This window comes from Rufibacter glacialis (assembly GCF_008271745.1).
Taxonomy (GTDB): Bacteria; Bacteroidota; Bacteroidia; order Cytophagales; family Hymenobacteraceae; genus Nibribacter; species Nibribacter glacialis.
Genome location: NZ_VKKZ01000022.1, coordinates 151,637 through 176,009, shown reverse-complemented (window position 1 = coordinate 176,009; position 24,373 = coordinate 151,637). Strand labels below are relative to the sequence as shown.

The 24,373-nt window shown below is 52.1% G+C and carries 15 protein-coding genes; 4 read left to right on the top strand and 11 right to left on the bottom strand.

Annotated elements, in window-relative coordinates; translation table 11 throughout:
• Position 1 precedes the first annotated feature (1 nt).
• From rhaT to FOE74_RS14595, 7 genes are all read right to left on the bottom strand, one after another.
• Positions 2-1,054, bottom strand: a complete 1,053-nt coding sequence (gene rhaT / locus FOE74_RS14625) for an L-rhamnose/proton symporter RhaT (RefSeq protein ID WP_149099372.1) — start codon at positions 1,052-1,054, stop codon at positions 2-4.
• A gap of 331 nt (positions 1,055-1,385) precedes the next feature.
• Positions 1,386-2,324 (bottom strand): glycoside hydrolase family 43 protein, encoded by a 939-nt coding sequence (locus FOE74_RS14620; protein ID WP_149099371.1) that lies wholly within the window; start codon positions 2,322-2,324, stop codon positions 1,386-1,388.
• A 124-nt stretch (positions 2,325-2,448) separates the two neighbouring features.
• Positions 2,449-3,756: a rhamnogalacturonan acetylesterase gene (locus FOE74_RS14615; RefSeq protein WP_149099370.1), complete on the bottom strand. Its 1,308-nt coding sequence runs from the start codon at positions 3,754-3,756 to the stop codon at positions 2,449-2,451.
• 131 nt (positions 3,757-3,887) lie between these two features.
• On the bottom strand, positions 3,888-5,036 hold the full coding sequence (locus FOE74_RS14610) for a glycoside hydrolase family 88/105 protein (RefSeq protein ID WP_149099369.1): 1,149 nt from the start codon (positions 5,034-5,036) through the stop codon (positions 3,888-3,890).
• Between the two features lie 178 nt (positions 5,037-5,214).
• On the bottom strand, positions 5,215-6,066 hold the full coding sequence (locus FOE74_RS14605) for a rhamnogalacturonan acetylesterase (protein ID WP_149099368.1): 852 nt from the start codon (positions 6,064-6,066) through the stop codon (positions 5,215-5,217).
• 49 nt (positions 6,067-6,115) lie between these two features.
• A complete protein-coding gene (locus tag FOE74_RS14600) occupies positions 6,116-6,895 on the bottom strand; it encodes a rhamnogalacturonan acetylesterase (RefSeq protein ID WP_149099367.1) in 780 nt (259 codons plus the stop codon).
• A 6-nt stretch (positions 6,896-6,901) separates the two neighbouring features.
• Positions 6,902-8,752 (bottom strand): rhamnogalacturonan lyase, encoded by a 1,851-nt coding sequence (locus FOE74_RS14595; protein WP_188686786.1) that lies wholly within the window; start codon positions 8,750-8,752, stop codon positions 6,902-6,904.
• 516 nt (positions 8,753-9,268) lie between these two features.
• Between FOE74_RS14595 and FOE74_RS14590 the strand changes: the two genes are divergently transcribed.
• The gene (locus FOE74_RS14590; protein ID WP_149099366.1) at positions 9,269-10,555 is read left to right on the top strand and encodes a DUF4861 domain-containing protein; all 1,287 of its coding nucleotides are present in this window, start codon (positions 9,269-9,271) and stop codon (positions 10,553-10,555) included.
• A 253-nt stretch (positions 10,556-10,808) separates the two neighbouring features.
• Entirely contained in the window at positions 10,809-12,230 is a 1,422-nt protein-coding gene (locus FOE74_RS14585; RefSeq protein ID WP_149099365.1) for a glycoside hydrolase family 88/105 protein, read from the top strand.
• Between the two features lie 793 nt (positions 12,231-13,023).
• Here the strand turns inward: FOE74_RS14585 and FOE74_RS14580 are convergent.
• The 3 genes from FOE74_RS14580 to FOE74_RS14570 are packed head-to-tail and all read right to left on the bottom strand — an operon-like array spanning position 13,024 to position 19,008.
• Complete coding sequence (locus FOE74_RS14580; RefSeq protein WP_149099364.1) at positions 13,024-14,373, bottom strand: PD40 domain-containing protein; 1,350 nt, start codon at positions 14,371-14,373, stop codon at positions 13,024-13,026.
• Positions 14,374-14,429: 56 nt separating this feature from the next.
• A complete protein-coding gene (locus FOE74_RS14575; protein WP_149099363.1) occupies positions 14,430-15,953 on the bottom strand; it encodes a RagB/SusD family nutrient uptake outer membrane protein in 1,524 nt (507 codons plus the stop codon).
• Between the two features lie 28 nt (positions 15,954-15,981).
• The gene (locus FOE74_RS14570) at positions 15,982-19,008 is read right to left on the bottom strand and encodes a SusC/RagA family TonB-linked outer membrane protein (RefSeq protein ID WP_149099362.1); all 3,027 of its coding nucleotides are present in this window, start codon (positions 19,006-19,008) and stop codon (positions 15,982-15,984) included.
• 777 nt (positions 19,009-19,785) lie between these two features.
• On the opposite strand from FOE74_RS14570, the gene FOE74_RS14565 reads away from it, so the two are divergent.
• Positions 19,786-21,213 (top strand): glycoside hydrolase family 28 protein, encoded by a 1,428-nt coding sequence (locus FOE74_RS14565; protein ID WP_149099361.1) that lies wholly within the window; start codon positions 19,786-19,788, stop codon positions 21,211-21,213.
• A gap of 487 nt (positions 21,214-21,700) precedes the next feature.
• Positions 21,701-22,825: a PKD domain-containing protein gene (locus FOE74_RS21635; protein ID WP_188686783.1), complete on the top strand. Its 1,125-nt coding sequence runs from the start codon at positions 21,701-21,703 to the stop codon at positions 22,823-22,825.
• 86 nt (positions 22,826-22,911) lie between these two features.
• Here FOE74_RS21635 and FOE74_RS14555 read toward each other — a convergent pair whose 3' ends face one another.
• On the bottom strand, positions 22,912-24,216 hold the full coding sequence (locus FOE74_RS14555; protein ID WP_149099360.1) for an acetylxylan esterase: 1,305 nt from the start codon (positions 24,214-24,216) through the stop codon (positions 22,912-22,914).
• Between the last annotated feature and the right edge of the window lie 157 nt (positions 24,217-24,373).

The following is a 24,373-nucleotide window of genomic DNA, read 5'->3' as shown; positions in this document are numbered from 1 at the left end:
TTTAAAAGGAGTTTCCCAGGCCCACCACCATGATGGAGGTCATGATCACGGCTACGCCCGCCAGAATGGTTCTAAAGGTTTTGCGCCGTACGCCTCTCCACTCACCCAGGGCCATGCCCCACACGCTGGAGATCAGGATGATGAAGGCCATGTGCAGAATCCAGGAACTGGCGCCGTTGCCCAGTTTGCTTTCGCCCATGCCGTAGAAAAAGAACTGCATAAACCAGGTGACCCCGGCCAGGGCCGAGAACAGGTAATTCCTCAGCAAGGGAGTGCCTTTATCTGTGTAATTGCTGAAGGTCTTGTTGCGGGCGTTCAGGATCATGCACCAGATGAAGTTGGTGGTAAGGCCGCCCCAGAGAATCACCACAAAGGTGACGTTGTTCTGGAAAAGAGGATTGCCGCCCATCTGCACCGCTTCCAGGGCCATGGGTTTGCCGGCCTCAATTCCGTAGTTGAAGCAGGCGCTCAAGACACCCGAGATGATGCCTACCGTGAAGCCTTTTTTAATGTCGAATTCTTTGATGCCTTCGGTTTTCTGCTCGGTGGTCATCTCCTTCTCTTTCATGGTGCCCGCTTTTCCGCAGACCGCAATGCCCACCAGGCAGAGCGCAATGCCCAGCAAAACTACCTGCCCGCCGGGGCTGCTCAGCATCCCGGTGAAGGTCTCCCCGTCGGTAGTACCCACAAAATCGCGGTAGATAGGTGGCACCAACGCCCCGAAGGCGGAGGAGAAACCCAGGATGAACGACATACCCAGGGAAACGCCCAGGTAGCGCATGCCCAACCCGAAGGTAAGGCCCCCCACTCCCCAGAAAAGTCCCATCAGGTAAGTCCACATGACCGTGGTGGAATCTGTTCTGCTGATGATGCCCATGAAATCAGGAACGGTCAGGTACGCTGCTACCAAAGGGGCAAAAAGCCAGGAGAAAATGCCGCCCACAATCCAGTAAGACTCCCAGGCCCAATTCCTTACCTTCTTGTAAGGGATATAAAAGCTACCGGAAGCGAAACCGCCGATAAAGTGGAAAAGAACGCCAAGAAGTGCCTGCATAACGTGGGTCTAGAATGAATGATGACTCAAGATAGAAGGATGGCAGATAAACACTATCCTGTACTGTCATGGCAAGCAGCTGTTTTCAGGAAAATACTTTGGACGGTTGGCTCTGCTTCTCAGAGGGAAAAGGCTTGCGGGAAAATAGGGAGGCTCCTACGAGTGGTACTACAGGCCCGCAGCTTCTTCTCCCGGTTTCCGCGCTCCAGCTTTGCCTGAATAAGTCGCACTGGAAAAACCTTGGTTTGAACCCTTTGGCTATTTCACATCTGGGAAATAAAAGGATTCCAAGAGGTGGGGCAGCGGATACCGAGCTTGTTTTGGGAGGTGCTTACTGCAACAGTTTCTCAAACTCGTGCTTGCTCACCTTGAAGATGGTGCCATGCCGCATTCCTTGCGGAAAAGAGATTTTATCTGAGATATCTTCCCAGGTTTCCAGATCCTCAGACTGCACGGCCCCCATGGCACGCTGCGTGTATTTATCAAAGTAGACGATCCACTTCTTCCCCAGTTGCAGGGTGGTGGGGCCTTCTGCCCAATAGTTGCCGGTGATGGGAGGACCGGCCGCCGAGTAGGGTCCCGTGAGGTTCTTGCTGTAGGCTACTTTAAGGTTTTTCTGCGCCGGTTCCCGGGTTTCGTCTTTCAGGAACATGACGTACCGGTTTTGGTCTTTGACAATACTGGCGTCTATGACATTAAACCCCGGCTCATACAGCAGCTTGGTGGGGCTAATGTCTTTGAAGTCTTTGGTGGTGGCGTAGTAGATGCGGTGGTTGTATGCCTTATCCATGGCAGATTGCGTTTCAGGGTACAGACCGGTAATGGTAGTGGCCCAATAGATCAGGTACTCTTTGTTCCTGGCATCATAGGTAATCTCCGGGGCCCAGGTGTTGCGGGCGTTTGGCTCATGCGCCATTACGGGAATAAACTTTTGCTCCGACCAATGCAGGAGATCCTCTGAACTAGCGTATCCTATTCCTTTCTCGTTCCAACTCACCGTCCAGACCATGTGGAATTTGCCGTCTCCGCCCCTAATAATGCAAGGGTCCCGCATCAATTTGTCAATACCCGCAGTTGGTTTGAGAAAGATAGAGTCGTTTTTGAGCGCCTTCCATTGGTACCCGTCCTGGCTATAGGCCAAGTGCAAACCGTCGCCGTTTCCTTTGAAGTAGGAGAAGAGATACACCTCCTCTTGCGCAGGTTGCTTTGGCAGTACCGTACAGGAAATCAGGGTAATAGATAAAAGAAGAAAGGATAGAAGTTGCTTCATACTATTTTCAGCAAGAACACTGGGGTGGCACTTTTGATTTAACAGGCATAAGGAAGGCTTTTTTAACCAATAGGAAGTCAGGAGAAAGGACCTTTTACTTTCAACTACTTCCTTAAGCTTGAGGCTAATTCCCGTCTGGTTTCAGCAAACTGGCACTAGGGCTGGGGGGCCAGTTAAAGTTTTTAAACGGATCAGGCTTTTTGGGGTCATAGGTAGGAAGTTCCTGCAAGTAGGCCGCCAGGTTGAGGTTATGGGCCTTTATTCCCTCTGCCACCATTTTAGCGATTTGGTATGCCCCGTAGGGATTGAAATGCGTGTTGTCATTCAGGTTCTGCTCTGGGTAAATCACGAAGGCGTTTTTAGAACCCTCTACCCCTAGCGTCTCATACAAAGTAGTGGTGTGCGCGGTTAGGTCTATGAGGGGAACCTTCTCCTGCTCGGCTACTTTTTTGGCCGCGTCTGGGTAATCCCCGTGCGAGTTGGTCATATCCCCTTGTTCGTTGAAAGACCTTCTGGCCGTAGGCGTCAAAATCACCAGATGACCGCCCTTGCTTTTCACCTCGCTGGCAAACAGGCGAAGCCGCTCGGTGTAAGACTTATAAGGGCCTGCGTTGGGTCCTTTTTCCTTTTCATCGTTGTGCCCAAATTCCACGAAAACATAGTCGCCCAGCTTGAGAACGCTCAGGATCTTCTCCAGCCGGTGGCTCCCAATAAAGCTGCCCAACGACAAGCCTGACTCAGCGTGGTTGGCAATGGCTACCCCGGGTTTGAAAAAACGGGGAATCATCTGCCCCCAGGAGGCCCAGGGCTCATCTTCCTGGTTGACCACCGTGGAATTCCCCGCCAGGAAAACGGTGATTTGGTCTTCCACTTTGGTAATCTCCACCGCTGCCAAGGCAGGTTTCTGGCTAAATTCCAGGGTGAGCTTGTTGTCCCAGTCCAGCTTGGTCAGCTCCCGGGGCTTCAGGCTTACCTGCTTGGTGTCGTTTATTTTGCGGTCTTTGATATGTACAATAAAAGTCTTGCTCACCGACTGCCCTGCCTGGGTCTGGATGTTCTCCAGCATCAGGCGCCGTGATTCCGCCTTCACGGTGGTGGCGGATTTCCCTTTAGGGTCGCCCAAGGTGACGGTCACCTTGTAGTTGCCTTCCGGCACCTTCACTGAAAAATAGAAGGGCTTCTCGCTTGTCACAAAATCGCCCTTCAGCGCATCTTTGCTACCCCGGTCTACCGCCGTGACCGGGGTAGCCGGTTCAAACCCGTAGCCTTTCGCTTCTGAATACACATCCTTTGCCGTGGCGCCGGTAAATCCTTTGGCCACTTTGCCGCTGCCGAAATCAAACTTGACCGTGGTTTTCTGGGCAAAAGCAGCAGTGCATCCAAAGAAAAGAAGTGCTACACAAAGCCCCTGCAGGCGATTACCTTTTAACATGCTAGTTGGAGTAGAATCAAACCTAAAAATGGAAGGGTCCCACAGCAGGAAAGACCCAAGGGTAAGGGGTAATTAGAACAAGAACCAGAAAGCCTATATAATAGCTTTCTGGTTCTTGTTTAAGGCAAAGCCTATTTCATTTTCGTGATTTCGGTTCCGGCTAGCAGGAAACAACCCAGGCCATAATCCTCGAAATCTGGCTTGCTGGTGTAAGATACCGGCTGCCCGTCTTTTGGTTCTTTGCCGGTGCCTTGCAGGTAGCCCAGGAATCCATTGGGGTGAACGGCATCTTTGGTCATGGCATTCCAGGCTTTGGCTATGATGGGGGTGTACATTTTTTTATCCAAGAGGCCATTGTTCACGCCCCAGGCCATGCCGTAGACAAACAGCGCCGTACCAGAGGTTTCTTTCCCGCCAAAATGATTCGGGTCATGCAAGCTCACGTTCCAAAAGCCATCTTCCCGCTGAATCGGAACGAGTGCCTTCATCATTTCCAGGTACGTCTTCTGGTATTCCTGGTAGTTGGGATGGTCTTTCGGCAGCATGCTCATCACCCGCACCAGCGCAGCTACTACCCAACCGTTTCCTCTGGACCAGTAGATATCTTTCCCGTTCGGCGATTTCATCGGCGGCACAAAATCTTTATCTCTCCACCACAGCCCGTGCTCCTGGTTGTATAGCCCCCCGCCAATCTCGTTTTTAGTAGCCAGGTACATCTCGTGCATTTTTTTGTAGTAGCTGTCGGCACTTTCCGGGTACACCTGCGCTAACTGGGTGTACAAGGGCATCGCCATCATCAAGGCGTCAATCCAATCCCAGTCATTGACCTTGGTGCTGTTCACCATGTTATCCATAGAGGCTTTGATAGAACGAATGCGCTCTGGCTTCGGATCTATTTTATACAGGTCAATGTACGTTTGGCCGCAGGTCTGATAATCAGCATGACGCACATGATCACCCCCTGTCAAGCCCCAATTATGTTTCTGCCCCCAATCTACCGCGTAATCATAGTATCGCTGCTGCGGGTCTGTGCGGTACAGTTCCATGAGGCCAATGTAGTAGATGCCGCGGGTCCAGATGTTGCTGGGCCGGGTTTTATTGGTGACAATCTCCTTGCCTGGGTCGGGCCACTTCTGCATGAAGTAGTCGTTGGTGAGCCGCAGGGTTTTGAGGATCTTTTTCTTTTTAGGCAATTTTCCTGGCTTGGCCTGGGCCACGCTAAAGAGCAATAGAAAACTGAACAGGAAGAAGCTTCTCAGCAAGATTATTCGGTTTGTCATTTTGAGGGTGTTTTTATGAAAATTGCTTGTAAACATGTTATGAGTGAAACTCTGCTAGCCCCTGTTTAATGCCTCCTTGCTGAGGAGGAGAAAATAGGGTAAGCCAAAAGGCCGTTTCAAGGCTGCTTTAACTAAAACGGGCTCAAAACAGATCCACACTTTGCAGCCCCGGAGATACTTATAAGCGGGCGGTTCTGCCCGGCTTCAGGAGGTACTTATTCAACTCCAGCTTCTTGTTCTGCCTGATTCCCTCTGCCACGGCGGCGGCGTTTACCCGGGCCCCGGCCTCAATGGTGTGGGTATGGTCTTTGGTGTTAAAATAGGTGCTTCTCACCTTGGCCTCACCTTCTTTCTCATAACGGTCAGCAATGATGCCGTTCAGGTCAAGGAAGGGCGCATTCATCTGGGCGGCGGCCTCGGCGGCCCATTGGCCGTAGTCCTGCCGGTTGCGGTTGGCCTTTCCGTCTTTCCAGGTATTTCTGGGCACCGGCGACAAAACAATGGCCGTGGCGCCCTTGGCCTGCACCTCAGAGATGAACTGCCGCAGGTACCAACCATACGAATGCACCACCTCCTGCTTCTTGGTGATGAGGTTGTCAATCTCCTGCGTTTCCTCGCTGTTATTCTTGATAGTACCCCGGGCCCGAAGGGTGTCATTCACGGGGCTGCTGTCATTGTGCCCGAACTGGATCATGACAAAGTCACCGGCTTTCACTTTGGGCAAGACCTTGTCCCAATGGCCTTGGGTGCGGAAGGTGCGGCTGCTGGTGCCGCCCAAGGCGTGGTTTTCCACCTTAATCCTGGTGGTGTCAAAATGGTTGGCCAGGAAACTGCCCCAGCCCCACAAGCCCCCGCCGCCATCTCCCCGGCCGTTCTTCACAGTAGAGTCGCCAATGAGAAAGAGGGTGGGCTTTGGCTCATAAGTTTTCAAAACCGCGCAGGAAACAGCAAATGTCAGGCATAGCAGAAGCAGAAAACCAGTAGGTTTTCTCTTGTTCAAACGGTGGTGGGGCAGGACAGGTATTTTCATAGGGCATTCACGGTATGCAGGACAACTAGTGGGGAGGGAAGAAAAGCTTTCAGGATTTCTTCAGGTATTTTACCAAAGGGTGCTTTTTGTTCATTTTCAAGCCTTCCACCACGGAGGCCGCATTGATTCGGGCGCCCTGGGGGTTGGTGTGTGTGTGGTCAGTGGGGAAAAGCGCTTTTACCTGCTCTGGCCCCAGCTTGTCGTATTTAGCAGCGGTGATTTTGTTCAGGTCAATAAACAGGATATTCTCTGCCTGGGCGGTTTCCGCCGCCCATTTCCCAAAATCCTGGTTTGCCAGCACCACTTTGCCCTCTTTCCATTGGTTGCGCGGAATCATGGAGGCAATAATGGGCGTAGCTCCTTTGGCTTTGGCTTCCCTTACAAATTTGCGCAGGTACCAGCCGTAGGTGTGCACCACCTCTTTTTCCCCGTCTTTCCAGATCAGTTCCTTTGTTTCTTCGCCGGTGCCTCGCAACACGCCCCGGTAACCTGCTTTGCTGGTGTCTGGCACGCTGCCTTCATTGTGCCCGAACTGCATGATCACGAAATCACCAGGCTTGAGCGTAGCCAGCACCTTGTCCCAGCGTTTTTCCTTGAGGAAGGTGCGGGTGCTTCGGCCGGCCATGGCCTGGTTGCTCACCGAGATCCTGGTCGTGTCAAACAGCTCCGCGATATAAGATCCCCAACCCCCATACCCGTCACCCGTGTTCCGGACGGTGGAATCGCCGATGATGTACAGCGTTGGCTTGGTTTTCTGGGTGAACCCAGCCAGAAGGCCTGCTGCCAGGAGAAGGAGAAAGGCAAAGGCAAAAAGTTTTTTCAGGTGCATGGTTCTCTAGTTGCTGTTTTTCCTTTTGACAATGGTGATGGGGGTACGTTTAATGGGCTGCATGCCTTCTCCTATATGGAAACTTGGGTGCGGAGGCTGGTTATAGGCCACATTCTGCCAGGCAATGGCCATCCGGTACTGGGGGTCATGCATGAGGGTAAGAAACCGGTGGGAGGTGGGCATGGTGGTAGTAATAATGCGCAGTTCCTGGTTATCCTTCGTCCGGAAGATGACTTCCTCGCGCCAATCTCCCAAGATGTCGGCACTTAATGCAGGGGTAGATTTGGAGCCGTTGTTGGAGGCGCAGTTTTCTGCCGTGACAAGGCGCCCGCCCCGGTATTTGTCAATGTGGTTGCCGTCTAAAAGCTCCCGGGTGAGGTCCCCATCCCACCAGATCACGAAGTTGGTGGAAGGTGGATTGGGGCCGATCTTTTGTTCTTTTAGGTTCAACAAGCCGTTGGAACCTGAAAACCACATCTCTGCTCCTGGGTTGGTTGGGTCAATGTCAGCGGCCACGCCTCTGCCTACATCCTGCCCTTCTAGTCCTCTCCAAAGGATGGCGCCGGTTCTGGCGTCATACAAAGCAGCACCCGGGCCTGAGGTAGAATGCTCATTCTCATGAATTCCGAACACCTCCAATCCCGGCCGGGAAGGGTCCAGTTCTGTCACGTGCAGGGCATCGCCGTGGCGCAAGCCCGTGGTGAACAAGCCCTGGCCGTTGTCGTCCACTACCATGGCGCCGTAAATGATCTCGTCTTTGCCATCCTGGTCCACGTCTGCTATGCTGAGACCGTGGTTGCCCATGCCGGAATAAGGGTTTTCTCCATCCTGGGAGTCGAATACCCAGCGCGAGGTGAGTTGGCCGCCGCGGTAATCCCAGGCAGCAATGACGCTGCGGCCGTAGTAGCCCCGGCACATAAGCACGCTAGGCAGTTTCCCGTCCAGATAAGCGGCGCCGGCCACAAAGCGGTCTACGCGGTTTCCGGTAGCGTCATTGCCGCCGTTGCCGCCTACGCCCCCCCAGCCCGCCAGGTTTCCGCGCCCCGGAAGGTAGTCAGCCGTGGCCAAGGCCGCTCCGGTCTGGCCGTTGAACACGGTAAAGAATTCAGGGCCCTGAAGTATTTTCCCGTCAGCATCCCGCCAGTCTTTGGCTTTATCACCCAGGGCTTTGCCGGCGCCGTCTATGGTGCCGTCGGCGGTTTTGCAGGCGAATTCGGCCTTGCCGTCTCCGTCCATGTCCATGACGATGAACTGGGTATAATGCGCGCCTTCTCTGATGTTCTTGCCCAGGTTGATGGTCCAGAGCAGCGTACCATCCAGCTTGTAGGCCTGAAAGATGGGCTCGTCGGTGAAACCCTTGGAGGGGGTATCCCGGCCTTGCCCTGTTTGGTGCAAGATGATCTCGTATTCCCCATCGCCATCCAGATCCCCTACTGAGGCGTCATTGGGCGTGTAGCCTTGGGGCGTCTTCAAAGGGATAGAAAGATACTGCTGGGTCCACACCTTCACCGGCTCTGAGGCTTCCTGCTCTTTGCCCTGCAATACAGGCCGCACAAAATAAGCGGTGGGTTGCCGCAGGTCTGCCTTGGGGTCTAGGTAGTTGGTGCTAGTGGTAATTGGGCTTTGGTTTACCTTAACGGCTTTGCTGCTCCCGGTTTTCCGGTATAAGTTGAAGGTCAGGTTTTCGGGCTCGTTTCCCAGAAACCGCCAACCCACATACACGGAACCTGATCCTATGGGCACCGCTACCAACCCTCTGCCCAGGTATTCCATCTGCCTTTGCGCCAGCGCCTGCCCGGTGTATAGGAGCCCTATACAGAGAAGGAAGACTTTGCCTGGGAAGCTACATGCATGCATAGGATCTGGTATAAACACTGGTGCAAAAAAGATGTTTCGGCTGTGATTTTTTAAAAGAAGTCCTTAAACTACCGCCTCCCTTTGGTGCCTGGCTTTCCTTGGACAGAAAATCCATAAAAAATGGCGGAAGAACGTATCCTTCAAGAACCTACCCATCACACGCTTGATCAATTCCTCTAAAAGTAAGCACCCTAAATTCTTTTCCTATCCTGCACTATCCTGCCAGGCCGGGGAGGAAAAATATTTCCGGCGCCTACCCCCTTACTGCCCCCAGAAAAACAGGGCACGGCAGGATGGCCCAGGACCTTTGCCTTGCTACCTTTAGGCCCAAGGCAACGTTGCCTAAAGAGAATTTGGGGTAGGCATTTGCTGGAGTTAAAAAAAGGGAGCGGAAACCGGGCACCTACTATCACCGGCCAGGCAAGCTCCGCCCCAAGGAAACGTTTTATTCGTTTTTAGCCTATTTTTCAGAAATCTACCCGGAATCCTACGTTTTATATTGACTTCCCATCTGCCATGGATAGAAAACTCCTCCTACTTTCGGTCTTCTCCTTCAGCTGCTCCCTGGTCTCCTGCGTCTCCACACAGCAGGTGGTGCTCACCAACCGTTCTTCGGTTGCTTTGCAGGACAAGGCCATTGCCATTAAGAGAGACCAGCTCAAAAGTCCCTCCGCCACCGGTGCATTCCCCGTCTTGTTAACCCAGTCCGGCGACACCGTGGCGGCCCAGACCGATGACCTGGACGGGGACCAGAAGTGGGATGAGCTGTTTTTCGTGACAGACCTTCCCGCTGCCGGCCAACAGACCCTGACGCTTTCCTGGGTGCCTACCAAGCCCGCATACCCCGTCAAGACCAGTGTTCGTTTTGGCAAGCGCACGTCTAAAGACACGCCGGTGCAGCCCAAGACCAGTGATACTCTGTACGCGAACCAATTACCCAAAAGCCCTGGCTACGGCTACCAGCCCTACCAAACCGATGGCCCCTCCTGGGAAAATGACAAAGTTGGGTTCCGGCATTACTTTGACGGCCGCAACGCCAAAGACCTCTTCGGGAAGCGGGTGGCGTATATGTCTCCAGAAACCGTGGGCATTAGCGCTACCGGGGCAGTAGAGGACAATTACCACGTCATGGCCGATTGGGGCCGGGACATCATGGCGGTTGGTAACTCAGCGGGCATTGGGGGCCTTGCCCTCCTCATCAACAATAACTTTCACCGCTTAGGGGTGACGGTGAATGACTCCATCAACAACGTGGAAAGCACCAGCTTCCAGATTCTCACCGAAGGCCCCGTGCGCTCGGTCATGCACCTGAAGTACCACGCCTGGAGGCCGGACGGCACCAACCGCCGGTACACCGTGGAGGAAAACCCCGCCATCTGGCCCGGCATGTATGCCTACCAGAATACCGCTAGAATTTCTGGCTTGCAGGGCGATGAGCTATTGCTCATTGGCATGAACAACCTGGACCCGACCGATCCGGTGAAGGAAATCAACGTGGACGACAAATGGGTGGTACTGCTCACGCATGACCGCGAAACCTATAACAAAGAATGGCTCTTAGGCCTGGCCCTGATCCTACCCAAAAGCACCTATCAAGGCTTTGTGGAGGCCCCAGTCTCGGGCAGGCTGGCCCAAGGGTATTTTGCCAAGATGAAGGTGCAGGACAACCAACCCGTGACCTATTACGCCGTGGGTGGATGGGAACTGAGCAACGAGGCCTTCAAAGAGGCCGCCTCTTTTCAGAACTACGTGCTGGACCTAGCCAGACAGCTGGGGGCCGAGGTCCAGGTGCAGGTCAAATAGAACCAACCCTTTTCTTCTAAAAAAGGCCTCTTTCTCCAAAAAGAGGCCTTTTTTAGGCCTTTTCCCTCCTCACCAGCTAAAAAACAAGCGCTGAACAGTTAACTTTTGCCGCTCCTTCCTCCCTACGGGACAGTACAGGATAGCTTCGTCTGAATTTCTTTCTACTTTGTCTAACTCACCTGCTTTCAGCCATTTATGGCCTGTTTTCAAAAGGGTGAGATAAAAACAACCGTAACCGAAAACTATCCATACCATGAGACCTGAAGCAACCTTCATACCCTTTACTGCCCCGCGCCAACCGCAAGCTTGGCTCTGGGGCAACGCCAGAAAAGCGTTCCTGGCCCTGGCTTTTTTTGGTTCCTGGCACGCAGCGGACGCCCAGACTACCCCTAAGAAGGTATCTGACACCAACACGCCGCTCCATGCCATGCAGCCCGATTATCCTACCCCCTATGGCACTACCAAAGTAGAGGATGTGACCAAAGTCCTGCACCGGGTCCACTCCTACCTGGACGCCGCTACCCCCGCCCGGGTGGTGGACAAGAAAACCGGCAAACAGGTAACAGATCTCAAGAAGCTCAATGAAAATTCCGCCATTGAACAAGGAGATTTTAGGCTCACCAGCTACGAGTGGGGCGTCACCTATTCCGGCATGTTGCTGGCCGGCGAGGCCACCGGTGACCAGCGCTTTACCAATTACACTACCCAGCGGCTGAATTTCCTGGCTGATCTGGCACCTTATTACCGCACGGAATTGCAGAAGAACCCTAAACTGGAAACGCCTATGCGGCAGGTTCTCCTGCCCCACGCCCTGGATGATGCGGGTGCCATGGCCGCCGCCATGATTAAAGCCTCGCGGGCCAACGTGGTCAAGTCAGACCTTCGGCCCCTCATCAACAACTACCTGGACTATATCAGTAACAAAGAATTTCGGCTCGCCGATGGCACCTTGGCCCGAAACCGGCCTTTGCCGAACACCCTTTGGCTGGATGACCTGTTCATGAGCGTACCCGCTTTGGCCCAGATGGGAAAATTAACCGGTGAGCAGCGCTATTATGATGATGCGGTGAAACAGGTGGTGCAGTTCTCTGACCGTATGTTCAACAAGGAGAAAGGTGTGTACATGCACGGCTGGGTACAAGGCATGGAACCCCACCCGCAATTCCACTGGGCCCGGGCCAATGGCTGGGCCGTCATGACCCTGGTTGAATTGCTGGACGTGCTGCCCCAGAACCACCCCGGGTACCCTAAAGTCCTGGATCAGTTACGGGCGCACGTGAAAGGCTTGGCGGCGTACCAGGCAGGGGAAGGTTTCTGGCACCAGCTCCTTGACCGCAATAATTCCTACCTGGAAACCTCGGCCACCGCCATTTACGCGTATTCCATTGCCCGCGGCATCAATAGAGGGTGGCTTGACAAACAGGCGTATGGCCCTATGGTGCTACTTGCCTGGAACGCCGTGGCCACCAAAATCAACGCCAAAGGCCAGGTGGAAGGAACCTGCGTGGGAACGGGCATGGCTTTTGATCCGGCCTTCTACTTTTACCGGCCCATCAATGTGTATGCCGCGCATGGGTACGGCCCGGTGCTGTTAGCCGGAGCTGAGGTCATTACCTTGCTCAAAGGAAGCAAATACGAAATCAACGATAGCTCTGTCCAGTTTTCCTCCCGGTAGGCTAAAAGGCCAGCTCCCTCTTCTGCCTATCCCTACCTTTCTTTTTCGTCTCACCTCCTCCATGAACGCGCTGGTGCTTTACATGGGGAAGAACACTGCTATGAAAAATGCCCTCCTCTACCTGGGGTTGCTAGGTACTTTGTTTTTGGCTAGAAAGAGCTCCCTATTAATGTTGTCCAGATAAAGAATGTGGCCTCAGGTAAAGCAACCGGGAAATAGCACATCCATGAAAATGTGTTAAACTTCAACTCTGCCAAATAAGGATAAAGCCCTTATAGGTGGTGGTACAGCAAAAGAAGTAGGAGATGCTAAAGTGGGGTTTTGATCCGGAAACAAAATGGCCTTGCTGCTTTAGGTTTTTACCTTGTTTTTAGAAAAGAGAGCTAAAATTGAAGTATGACATTGACCTTTCAGGAAGGAGGCTCTTGTTCGTAGGCCTCACCTGTTGTCCACTATAGGCAACGTTCTGGTGCTAACCCAAACTATGGTCCCTCACTGCCTACCACCCTATGGCGCAGAAGCTTCTTCCGTGCCTTCTGAACTTTGGGGAAAGACAAGGAAGTAACTCCTGCGCCATAGATTAGGCTTCAGGTTTGTTTAGGGGCTGGTTTCACAGAAACGACATTTAATTAACTGCTAATAAAGAGACTCCTTCTAGCAGGGATAGTGCGTCCCCAACTTACCCAGTCTTTTCCAATTCCAAACCAAAAAGCCGGTGCGAACCAAGAATAACCTCGGTTGCACCGGCTTTGATATTTGCTCTTCGGAGTAGACCTAAAGCGCTCCTTCTGGCTTACTTTTTAAGGGATAAGCCATCCGGGTGCAGAGGCACCATCATGAGGTCACTTTCAGTTAACATACTGGAGTTGAAAAGCACCCATTTCCTGTCTGGGCTGATGGATTGGTGCGCGTGTGCCTGGCTGGAGAACGGGCTTTTGGTGTTGGGCCGGTGCCCGGTGGTTAATAAGGTGGCGGTGCCTTGGTCTATGTTCAGGCGGTAAATGTTGCCGTCAAAAGAGTCGCCCACGGCCCATTTCAGGTCTTTTGTACCGGCAGCGTGCCAATACCCTCCCAGTTCTTTCGCCTGCCCCAGCAGCTTTGATTCATTGTTGCGGATGTTGTGCAAGACAATGCCCGTGGGGTTCTTTTTTAACCGGTCAATATGCCCCATCACGTTGAAAAGGATGTGGTCTGGCCCGGCAAATACCTCGTGCGTGACCCATTCATCTGCCTTCTCTTTGTACACGGGGCGGTTGGTGGCCTTTCCGTTCTTGTCCACCGTTAAAACCCACATGCGTTGCGGAGCATCACCACCGGTTTCCCAGCAGTACATCATCTCGCCAGAGACAAAAGGGTTTGCCTGAAAGTGGCCCGTCCGGAAAGGCACCTCCACCAGTTTGGTCGTCTTTTTCGTGTCCAGGTCAATGCTGTGGATGGCTGAATTCGCTTCCCCTACTCTGGTGGAGAAGAAGATCCGCTTATCATTGATATCCAGACAAGACCCACCCGGTTTAAGGTCACTGGGAATGGTGGCCACCACTTTTTCATAGCTGCCGGGCGGTTTCACCTGGCCGGCTTCGCTGTCTTTGAGCAGCTCACCCAGGTTCAGCTCTATCACCTGGTTGTCCCTTATCCGGAAGGCCACGTTTCTTTTGTGGCCCAGCAGGAGATCCCCCACCCCGGCGCCGGTGGTCACCTGTACAATTTCATGGGTGTCCATGGAAATGGCGTAGAACTGCCTTTCCCTGCGGGGAGCCCCAGCATTGGCCGCAAACGTAACATTGCCGCCGGCTGCTGTATTACGGTTAGAGGTAAAGACAATATATTTCCCGTCTGCCGTCCAGTTGGGGTGGTCCTGGTATATCTTGGAACTGCTGTGCCTGGAGGTAGTAAGCGCCGTGATTTTCACCCCGGTGACGGGGTCTGGAATAGTCAGGCTCTCAGAGGGGAACCGTTGCCCGAAGATATCAGTGCCGGCCATGTCAAAGGTTTTGTCTACGTGTGCCCGGTCTGAGTAATCCACGCCCCCAATTACCTGGGCCTGGGCCGACACCGACACGCCTGTGGTGCCCAAAAACGCTAACAGAATGCCTATCCCCTGTTTCACAGGGGAAGGAATTCTTTGGGCTTTTCTTTTATTCATGGAATTGATGTTCATTAGCATGGGGAATATCTAGCAAGTTGAAAAGAAGCTGAAACTTAATAACCAGGGTTCTGCGTCAGGTTGGGATTGGCATTCAATTCAATAATAGGCACCGGAAACAGCTCCCTGAACTTGGGAGAATCGGTGGTCCTGAATCTCCAGTCCCAGGTCAGGAAGGTGCCAAACCGTATCATATCCCTTCTTCTGGAACCTTCCCAAATGAGTTCCCGCGCCCTTTCGTCATAGATGTCAGTAAGGGTGACGGTAGCCAGTGGCGTAGCATTGCTTCTGGTTCTCACCCGGTTCACAAGGCGTAAGGCTTCAGCGGCAGAGCCTCCTGATCGCAACAAGGCCTCGGCTTTGGTGAGCAGAATCTCCGCGAACCGGATCAAGGCGACGTCATTATTCCCTGACTGACCCACCCATGACGGATCTGGCTGCCACTTCACCAACCGGTAGCCTTCGTTTTCTGCCGAATTGGTGATGTTTTGGTGAGGCACTAATACCAACTGCCCTGCCCCAGTATTTCTAGGAAGGGGTCTTCCGTTGGCGTCCGTTTGGGGGCCCAAAAGAAATAAGCTCTTGCGCACATCCTGATCCTCATAGCGGTCATAGGCCATTTCAAGCACAGTAAAGCCATTTTGGGGCGTGAAAGGCAGGTTGTATTTGAACCTATGGGAGTCATGGGTGCCCCTAAGCACAAAGTTGTTCGCCCCTCCGTTTCTACCGGGGTCTACCGTGATGGCATAAATGAACTCCGGGGAGGTATGATTGTTCGCCACAAAGTTGTCCAGGAAATTTAGAGGCAGGCTGTAGCCCCCAGAGTTTATGACCATATCACTGGCGGCAATGGATTCCTGCCAAGAACTTTTCCCAGTATAAACCTGTCCGTTTAAATAGGTGATGGCTAATATGGAGTAGGCAGCCTCCTTGGTTATGCGGCCGTAATAGTTGTTTCTATTATTTCCTGTTCCTACAGAAGGCAAGTTTGGAATGGCGGCATTTAGCTCGCTCACCACAAAATCAAAGACTTCTGCCCGCGAATTTGTTTTGGGGAGGTTCTTAGGATCTATGCGGGATTGGGTCACAAGGGGAACATTCCCAAACAAGTCCATGGCATAAAAATAAGCATATGCCCTAACCGCCCTCATTTCTGCTTTTTCATCTTCCAATCCTTCTCTAGGGGTGTTTCCCAAGTTCTCTAGTACAGCGTTGGCTCTGCCAATCACAGTGAATACTTCCCGCCAGGCACTTAAAATTCTATTGTTCTGCGGAGTCCAGGTGTGGTTGGCTAGCTCCAGCCAAACGCCTCCGTCCCCCCATCGTCCGTCTGACCTGGAGGGAATTAGAAACTCATCTGTGCCTAAATGGATTACCCGCCACCCATTACCTCCGTTCCCGGCAAAAGACATGGCACTATAGACGCCTGCCATAGCAGACAACACTTCCACGTCGGTCTGGTAGAAGCTTTCTGGTGTCACCCTTCCATACAGCTCTTCATCCAGGTCGGTGCAACTTCCGCAAAAAGCCACCAACAGCCCCAGGATGATACTTTTCTTTTTTGATATAAACGTTTTCATCTGATAAGTCTTAAAAAATGAAGGCTACTTAAAAAGTGATGCTGGCACCTACCATGTAGGTTCTAGCCCTGGGATAGGTCATGTAGTCAATGCCTCTGGGAGATTCGCCAATGCCACTGATGCTGGAAATCACTTCAGGGTCTAGCCCTGAGTAGTTGGTGATCAGGAAGAGGTTCTGGCCGGTGACATACACCCGGGCATTCTTCAAAATGGACACCTTGGCGGTATTGAAATTGTAGCCCAGCGTCATGTTATCAAGCCTGATGAAAGAGCCGTCTTCAATCCATCTGGAAGAATACCTTACGTCTCCTTTGTACCCTACCTCATCTTCCAAGGCCGCCCTAAGGATATTCTGACCAGGCAATATGTTTTTCCGCTGCAGGTCTAAGGCCGTATTGTTGAGTACGTCATTCCCTTTAGACCCTCTGAGCATGAATGAGAGATCAAACCGCTTGTAGTTGAAGGTGTTGGTGACCCCAAAGGTGAAGTCAGGCTGGGTGTTTCCTATGATGGTTACATCTTCCGTTAAAGAAAACCGACCGTTCCCACTCACGTCTTCATACTGTTCCACCCCATTCTCGGTACCTATGTATTTTGGACCATAAAACGTTCCTAAGGGCTGGCCGGGAATGATGGCCTGGCTGTTGATGCCGGTAAACCCAAACCCTGAAAGCTCATAGTTCTGCAGGATTTTGGTGCTCCATTGTTCGTTGGAAAGGCTGATCACCTCGTTCCGGTTGGCGCTCCAGTTTAAATCCACCTTCCATTGGAAGTCCGTTTTGTCAAAAACATACCCGCCTAAGGCAAGCTCCACCCCTTTGTTCTCTACTTCCCCCACGTTGGCTAATTGGGTCGTCACCACCGAGGGAGAAGGAATATTGAAGCTCAGCAACAGGTCAGTGGTGTTCTTCTTGTAGTAGTCAAGCGAGCCGTACACCCGGCCTTTGAAGAACTGGAAATCTGCCCCAACGTTGAACTGGGCGGTTTCCTCCCATTTCAGGTCTGGGTTCGCATAGCGTTCCGGTGACACAATGGTGATCGCGTTGCCTCCAATGTTATAGGTGCTGGAAGTGGCCCCCAAAGTGGGCAAAGACAACAGGTTCCCGATTTCCTGGTTACCGGTGATGCCGTAGCTAACCCTAAATTTCAGGTCACTTACCAGGTCCGTTTTAGGGAAGAAGCTTTCATTGGAGACTCTCCAGGCCACGGAACCAGAGGGAAAAACGCCCCATTTGTTGTCTGCGCCAAACCGGCTTGACCCGTCACGCCGTACGGTCAAGGTAACCAGGTACCGGTCCAGTAAGTTGTAGTTCACGCGGCCGTAGAAAGAGATCAGTTTACTGCTTTCCTGGTAAGAGGTAATGGCGTCTCTCTGGCTGGCGGCGCCAATGTTGTAGTATTTGAATTCGTCAGAAACAAAGTTGGAGACCCTTGTGCGGTAGCCCTCATCTACGAAATACTGGTAAGAATACCCCCCAATGGCGTCAATATGGTTGTTGGCATTGATCTCCTTTTTAAAGATCAGGGTGGTCTCTAACAACTTACTCCAGTGTTCTGAGGCCTGGGCGTTGGCTAATCCGCCCAACCCCTGGCCTAAGGGGTTGGCCCTGGGCACGTAGGCGTTTCCTTTGATGTTCTCATAAGTGTAGCCCAGGTTTACATTGACACTCACCGGCCCCCATATGTTGTAAGTAGTAGAAATGTTGCCCAGGTTTCTTCTGGTGGTCCGCATGTCCTCAATCTGCTCGGCGTAAGAGACTGGGTTGATGATGAACTGGTTTATCTGGGAATAATTCCCTTTCTCATCATACACGGGGTAGGTAGGGTTAAACCGAAGGGCATCTTTCAGGATATTCCCGCCTTCGCCCCCCAGGGCACTGGAGATAGGGGCGTTGTCTTCCTCTACCACTGCTCCGCCCAGGTTCAGGTCAATGGACAATTTATCGTTCAAGGCTTTGTGGTTGATGTTCACCCTACCGGTAAAATTATCTATACCAGAGGAGATGATGATCCCCTGTTGCGAGATGTACCCCACCGAAGCCCGGTACAAGGTGTTTTCCGTTCCACCACTCACGGATAGGTTATGATTCTGGGAATACGCCGTCCGGAAAATCTGATCCTGCCAATCTGTGCTGGCTCCTTTGTCTGTGAAATTGGTGATGTTGTTGTCCTTCATGAACTGGCGGTACTCATCGGCTGACAAGACCTCCAAGGTCTTGGCTACCTTAGACACCCCAAAATAGGTGTCATAGCTGGTGCTGATAGACCCTTGCTTGCCTTTCTTGGTGGTGATGATGATGACCCCGTTGGCTCCCCTGGACCCGTAAATAGCGGTAGCAGAGGCATCTTTCAGGATCTCCATGGATTCAATGTCAGACGGGTTGATGGAGTTGAGCGGGTTCACGGGTTCCTGGTTGAAGATCATCAACTGGCCACCGCTCCCCCCTATGTTGCTTTGCCGGGCCGCATTTGACAATTGCAGGGGCACCCCGTCTACCACATACAAAGGATCATTTCCGGCGCTGATAGAAGTACCTCCCCTGATCCTGATGGTAGAGGCCCCACCTGGCCTGCCGCTGCTGGGGGTCACATTCACCCCAGCCGCTTTGCCTTGAATCAATTGCTGCGGGCTCACCACTACCCCCTTATTGAATTCTTCGGCCCCCACAGAGGTGATAGCACCGGTTATATCGCCCCGTTTCTGGGTACCATAGCCCACTACCACCACCTCGTCCAAGGCTTTGGTATCAGTGGCCAATTGCACATTGACCACCGTCCGGTTGCCCACCGCCACTTCCTGGCTGTTGTAGCCAATGTAACTGAAAACCAAGGTCCCGTTAGCGGGTGCCTCAATAGAGTAACTGCCATCTACCGCCGTAGCGGTACCAATGGTGGTGCCTTTCACCACCACGCTTACCCCCGGCAGCCCTTCACCACTGCCGGCGGCCGTTACCTTGCCCGTCACGGCAGATTGTGCCAACGCACTTATCTGCAACAGGCAAAGCATCAGCATAAGCAAGACCTTGCCCATGCGTCTAGAATAAAATCTGTCCATGATTGTGTTGATATAAAGAAATGGATGTGAGTGCTGGATGAACCGAAACTTCAGGGATACTCTGATTCAGGGTTCCGTCTTTAGATACAAAGGGTGGGACCTTGCCTCATGGGACAAGCCTCATATCTTAAAAACCCCTGTTTTCAATCAGCGAAGGGATTCTGTAAAAGGTGATCAGGCGCTAGCAAGGCTAAACATTCCCTCTCAAAGGAAATCATGGATCAGATGCCTTTTACCATAGTAAGTATACCAAACCAAAACGGCGGGGGCATCCTGCTGTGTCCTGACCCACCCTAACTTTTTCATGAAAAAACCCTAAAAGTTATTCTATAAAAACCTATGCTTCACGTACTGCGCACCTAGCCTAGTAAACCTTTTTAGGAGTGTAAAGAATCTTTTCTTTCGCTATCAGTCCTATATTTCCCCTAGCCTGTGGGCTTCCCTTCTTTGGTAATTCCTTTAGTAGCCTAAGTCATTTAAGGAGTTCTTTTAGAAAAGCAGGCTTGAAACGGCTAACTGTTTCCTGGTCAGGTTTCAGGTGTATAAGTAAGGCGCTGCACCTTGGGCCCTTGAAGCAAAAGCCAATCATTAAATGGGAGACAAACAACCGGATAGTGCAGGATACTTATGCCTGACTGGTTGATTATTTTTAAAGGATAGCACTGCCTGCGCTTCCCTGATTTGTTTGACAGTTTCTGCCACTAATTATACCGGCCCGGGTAGCTCTCTTTTATCCTTCCGTTAAACAGCCCACCCATGTCTAGCCTTAAACCACTTATGAAACGACGCCAAGCTTTGCAAACGGGTGTAAAAATTGTCGCCCTCTCTGCTTTGGGCATTGCGGTGGGTCCTGTTTCTCTTTTAGCCCAAGGCAGAAAAAAGGGTGCTCTGGTGTTTAATGTATTGGATTTTGGAGCGGTAGGCGACGGGAAAACCCCAGACACGGAAGCCATTCAGAAAGCCATCAATGAAGCCACTAAGGCGGGAAAGGGCGCCCGGGTGTTGGTGAAAGGGGGGCGCAAGTACCTGATAGGAACCCTGGACCTTAAACCTAACATAGATTTCCACCTGGAAGGAGATGCCGAGCTGCTGGTGAGCACGAACCAGAACGATTACACCGCCCAATCCGCCGCCATTATAGCCCGTGATGCCCATAATCTCACCATCTCGGGCACTGGTAGCATCAACGGCCGCGCCCTGGAGTTCATGACCCATTTTGACGAGGCCAATGAGTGGTGGATTCCCAAGGAATGGCGCCCCAAGCTCTTCATCCTCACTGCCTGCCATAACCTGAAAGTAAGGGATATCACCATTGCCAAGGCGCCTAGCTGGAGCCTCCACATGATGGGTTGCGAAAACGTGTTGGTAGACAACATCAAAATCCGCAACCACCTGGATGTACCCAACTGTGACGGCATTGACCCAGACCACTGCCGCCACGTAGATATCCGCAATTGCCACATCGTGTGCGGCGATGACGCCATCGTGATCAAAGCCACCCGCCAGAAGGAGGATTTCGGGCCTTCTGCCAATATCACCGTCCGGGACTGCCTCCTGGAAACCCAGGACTCCGGGGTTAAAATCGGGACGGAGACCACGCAGGATATCTACAATGTCACGTTTGAGCGGTGTGAGATCAAGACCAGTTGCCGGGGCCTTACCATCCAGCTCCGCGATGAGGGGAACGTGCGCAACATTGAATTCAAGGACATCACCTTTGTGTCACGGTACCACTCTGCGCCCTGGTGGGGCCGGGGCGAAGCGATTTCCTTTACCGCCATTCCCAGAACCCCGCAAAGCAAGATTGGGGTCATTGAGAATGTGAAAGTCAAAAACGTAAAAGGCCGTGCTGAGAACAGTGTGCGCCTCAACGGCACCAAAGAAAGCCGCCTCAAGAACGTGACCTTTGAGAACGTGGACCTCACCTTTGAACGCTGGACGCGCTATCCAGGTGGTTTATTTGATAACCGGCCCACCACCGCTTACCCAGACATAGAACCTCATAGAAATCCGGGCTTTTACCTCAGGTTTGCCGATGGCGTTACCCTGAAAAACTGCACCGTGAAGTGGGGGAAAAACCTACCCGACTACTACAGCCATGCCCTGGAAGCTCATGATGTCACCGGCCTCAAGCTAAAGAACTTCAAGGGAGAAGCCGCGCACCCCACCAAGTTCAACCCCATTTCCATAAAGATAGAAAGCTGAAGCTGAGGAGGAAGCTGGAGATGAGGAGTAGGCAAGCATTTTTGTTTCAGGACTATTTTCAGAAAACGGCCCCTAAACAACCTTTAAGGTACATCCTCTTATGAAGCATTCATTAAGTAGCCAAGCCATTAAGTAATGAAAACCCCACTCTCCCTTATTTTCATCCTGAAAGGATCTTGAGAGCGAACTGCGATAGCTTTATATGATGGTCATTACCGTTCGCCCACAAGATCTTTCCAAGATGACAAGGAGGAATAGAAAGGATAAGCCCAGGGTACCCCTCGCCCTTTATGATACTCTTCACGCCATCTATTCATTCCTTATTGAGAATACTGCATTTAGAATACTGAGTGCTGATTGAAGAATAGTGCTGCTCCTTAAAAAAACCTTTGGATTCTATTTTAGAGCTGATTCTTGAAAAACGGCACTTAAACAGAACGATCAAAACTTTCACCTAAAGGTTTATCCTTCAAAATATCTTAACAAAATGTACCTCTCTCCTATGCTGTCTGTTTCCTCTACCGTCAAGTTCTGCTTTCTTTTCTTAGGGTGTGCTTTGCTGGGAAGCCCCAACAGTTTTGGCCAGGAAAAGGAAAAAGGGAAGGAAAACCGCAGTTATAAGATCTTCCAATTCCCAGCCAACATGATACCGCGCATTGATGGCAGCAAGGAAGATTGGAGCATGGTGCCCGAGTCCTATACCGTTGGCATGGACCAGTTGATAGATGATACCGGCAAAAACCCCAAGCCAGACCCGAAGAACCTGGACGTAAAGGTGAAAGTAGGGTGGGTGAAGGGCCTGAACCGCCTGTACTTCCTCTATGAAGCCTATGACAATTACTGGGACTTCACGCACCCAGACCTGCACAACGACATTTTTGAGGTGGTAGTAGATGGAGACCAGTCGGGTGGGCCTCTTATAGACCGATTCCACCCCAACAAAAGCCTGTCTCCCATGGACGCTTACTTCTCTTTCCACGGAGTGCACGCCCAGAACTACCACATCTTTACCCCCGCAGAGGGGAAAGACTGGGCCTTGGCTTGGGGCAGCCAACCCTGGATCAAAGACCTTCCCTATGCCAACTTCGCCTATGACTACAAATTCAGGCCGGGCGAGGCAGGCAAACTGATTCTGGAGTTTTGGATCACCCCTTTTGACTACGCCGGGGCAGAGGCCCCCTCCCGGGCCGTAGAAACGAAACTAGTGGAAAACAAAAACGTGGGCCTTGCCTGGGCCGTGCTGGACTATGATGATGTCAACAGCAAACAACACGCCTTCTGGAACCTGTCTAAAGAGCACACCATGTACGGGAATGCGTCTTTCCTGCTGCCTTTCCGGCTTATGCCGCTGGAAGACCAATTTAAAAAGAAGCTGAATGCCCAATGGTCGTTCAAAGTAGTGGACATGGACCGCCGTTTGGTTTCCTTTATAGATGAATCAGAAGGCAACATCACTTCCTGGAAATGGGATTTCGGCGACGGGAAGACGTCCACAAACCAGCACCCTACCCACACCTATGAAAAAGCAGGCCTATATGTGGTCACCCTATGGGTAGAAGGACCAGCCGGAAAATCGCACCGGGCGAAAGTGTGGGATGTGGCTGTGAAGTAGAAGGATTTTGAGGAACAGAACCGGTTCATGAAAAGAAGCTGTTTCAGAAAAAACAGCCTCTTTTCATGCGCGGGAGTTTGGATAGGTTACTTCACCAACTGCTGCTTCAGCCATTCCATGGATTCCTGGTTTGTTTCCTCAAAGCGCCAATGACCGGTGATAGGCGTGATGGCCAGGGTTTTTGGGGCCTTTACAACGTTCACCGCAGCATACACCGAGGTGGGCGGACAGGTATTGTCGTTGTAACCCCACGAGTAGAACCCGGGAACGGTGACGTGCCGGGCAAAATTAACCACGTCATAATAGCCAATGGTCCTGAGCTTGGCGGGGGTGTTGGTGACGGCCGCGTAGCGGGCGCTCAACAGGTGGGGCCACCCTCCGGCCCTGCCGTGCAAATACCCCGTCATATCAGCCAAGGCTGGGTAGAAAGAGGCGAGTGCCTTTACCCGCTTGTCCAGGGCGGCCGTGACAATCGCCAAGGCCCCACCCTGGCTGCCACCGGTAACCACCACGTTCTTCCCGTCAAACTCAGGGAGGCTGCACAGGTAGTCTATGGAGCGCACGCAGCCCAGGTAAACGCTTTTATAGTAGTAGTTGTCCCGGTCATCCAGCTTATGGAACATGTAATCACCGAAGGCGTTGCTGATGTTTTTATAGGTGTCACTGTCCAACTGGGGAGAGATGCCATGTATTTCAATGCTGAGACTGATAAAGCCGTGGTCAGCGAAAAAGGTGCTGGGACTAGAGGCTTTCACCCCTGCCCCCGGTGGCGAGAACAGAACCGGGTAGTTGCCGGGAGCCTTCGGTTTGCAAAGATAGCCATACAAGCGTTGTCCTTTCTTGTGATTCTGGAGGTTGACCAGGTACACGTCTACCGTGGTGGTGGAGTGCTCAGGCAGAAAGGTCAGTTTCGCATCCATGGGCACTTTGGCGGCCTCCGCTTTCGCCTCTTCCCAGAAAGAAGTGAAGTCAGGAGGCAGGGTCACGGTAGGCGCTATTCTTTCCGGTGAAAAACCAACTTTCACCTGGCTGCTGTACGTTTTGCCCTGGTGCTCTGTCTTGACTACCAATTGCCGAAAACCTGGCTCCTTGCTGGTTCCTATGTCTATCTTTCCTTGTCCCTGCTTCAGTTTCAGGGTTCCTCTTTTCTCTGCCGGCAGCATCTCAGGGCCAAACTCATAGCTGATGCTCGCCCCCTCCAGAGGCACATCATTCTTGAACACCATTACCTGTACAGAAGCGGATTGGTTCACATTGTACTTCCAGTCAGCGGCATTAGGGGTGAGCACAAAGGAGATCAGCTTTAATGGCGCCGCCGAATTCTGAGCACCTACTTGGCCTGATAGCAGCAGATAGAGGCATAGAGTTAATAGAAAGTAAGTCTTTCTCATTGGAAGGAGCTTAAACATAAAATATGTGGGTACTTGTTTAGCGACCTTTTTTCTAGAAATAAACGCTAAACAAGTTTGTAAAGTAAAGGATTTTGACCCTTTGAAGTTTCACGAATATCATCTCTCTCCAGGGAATTGTATGCTATTCAGAAGAACC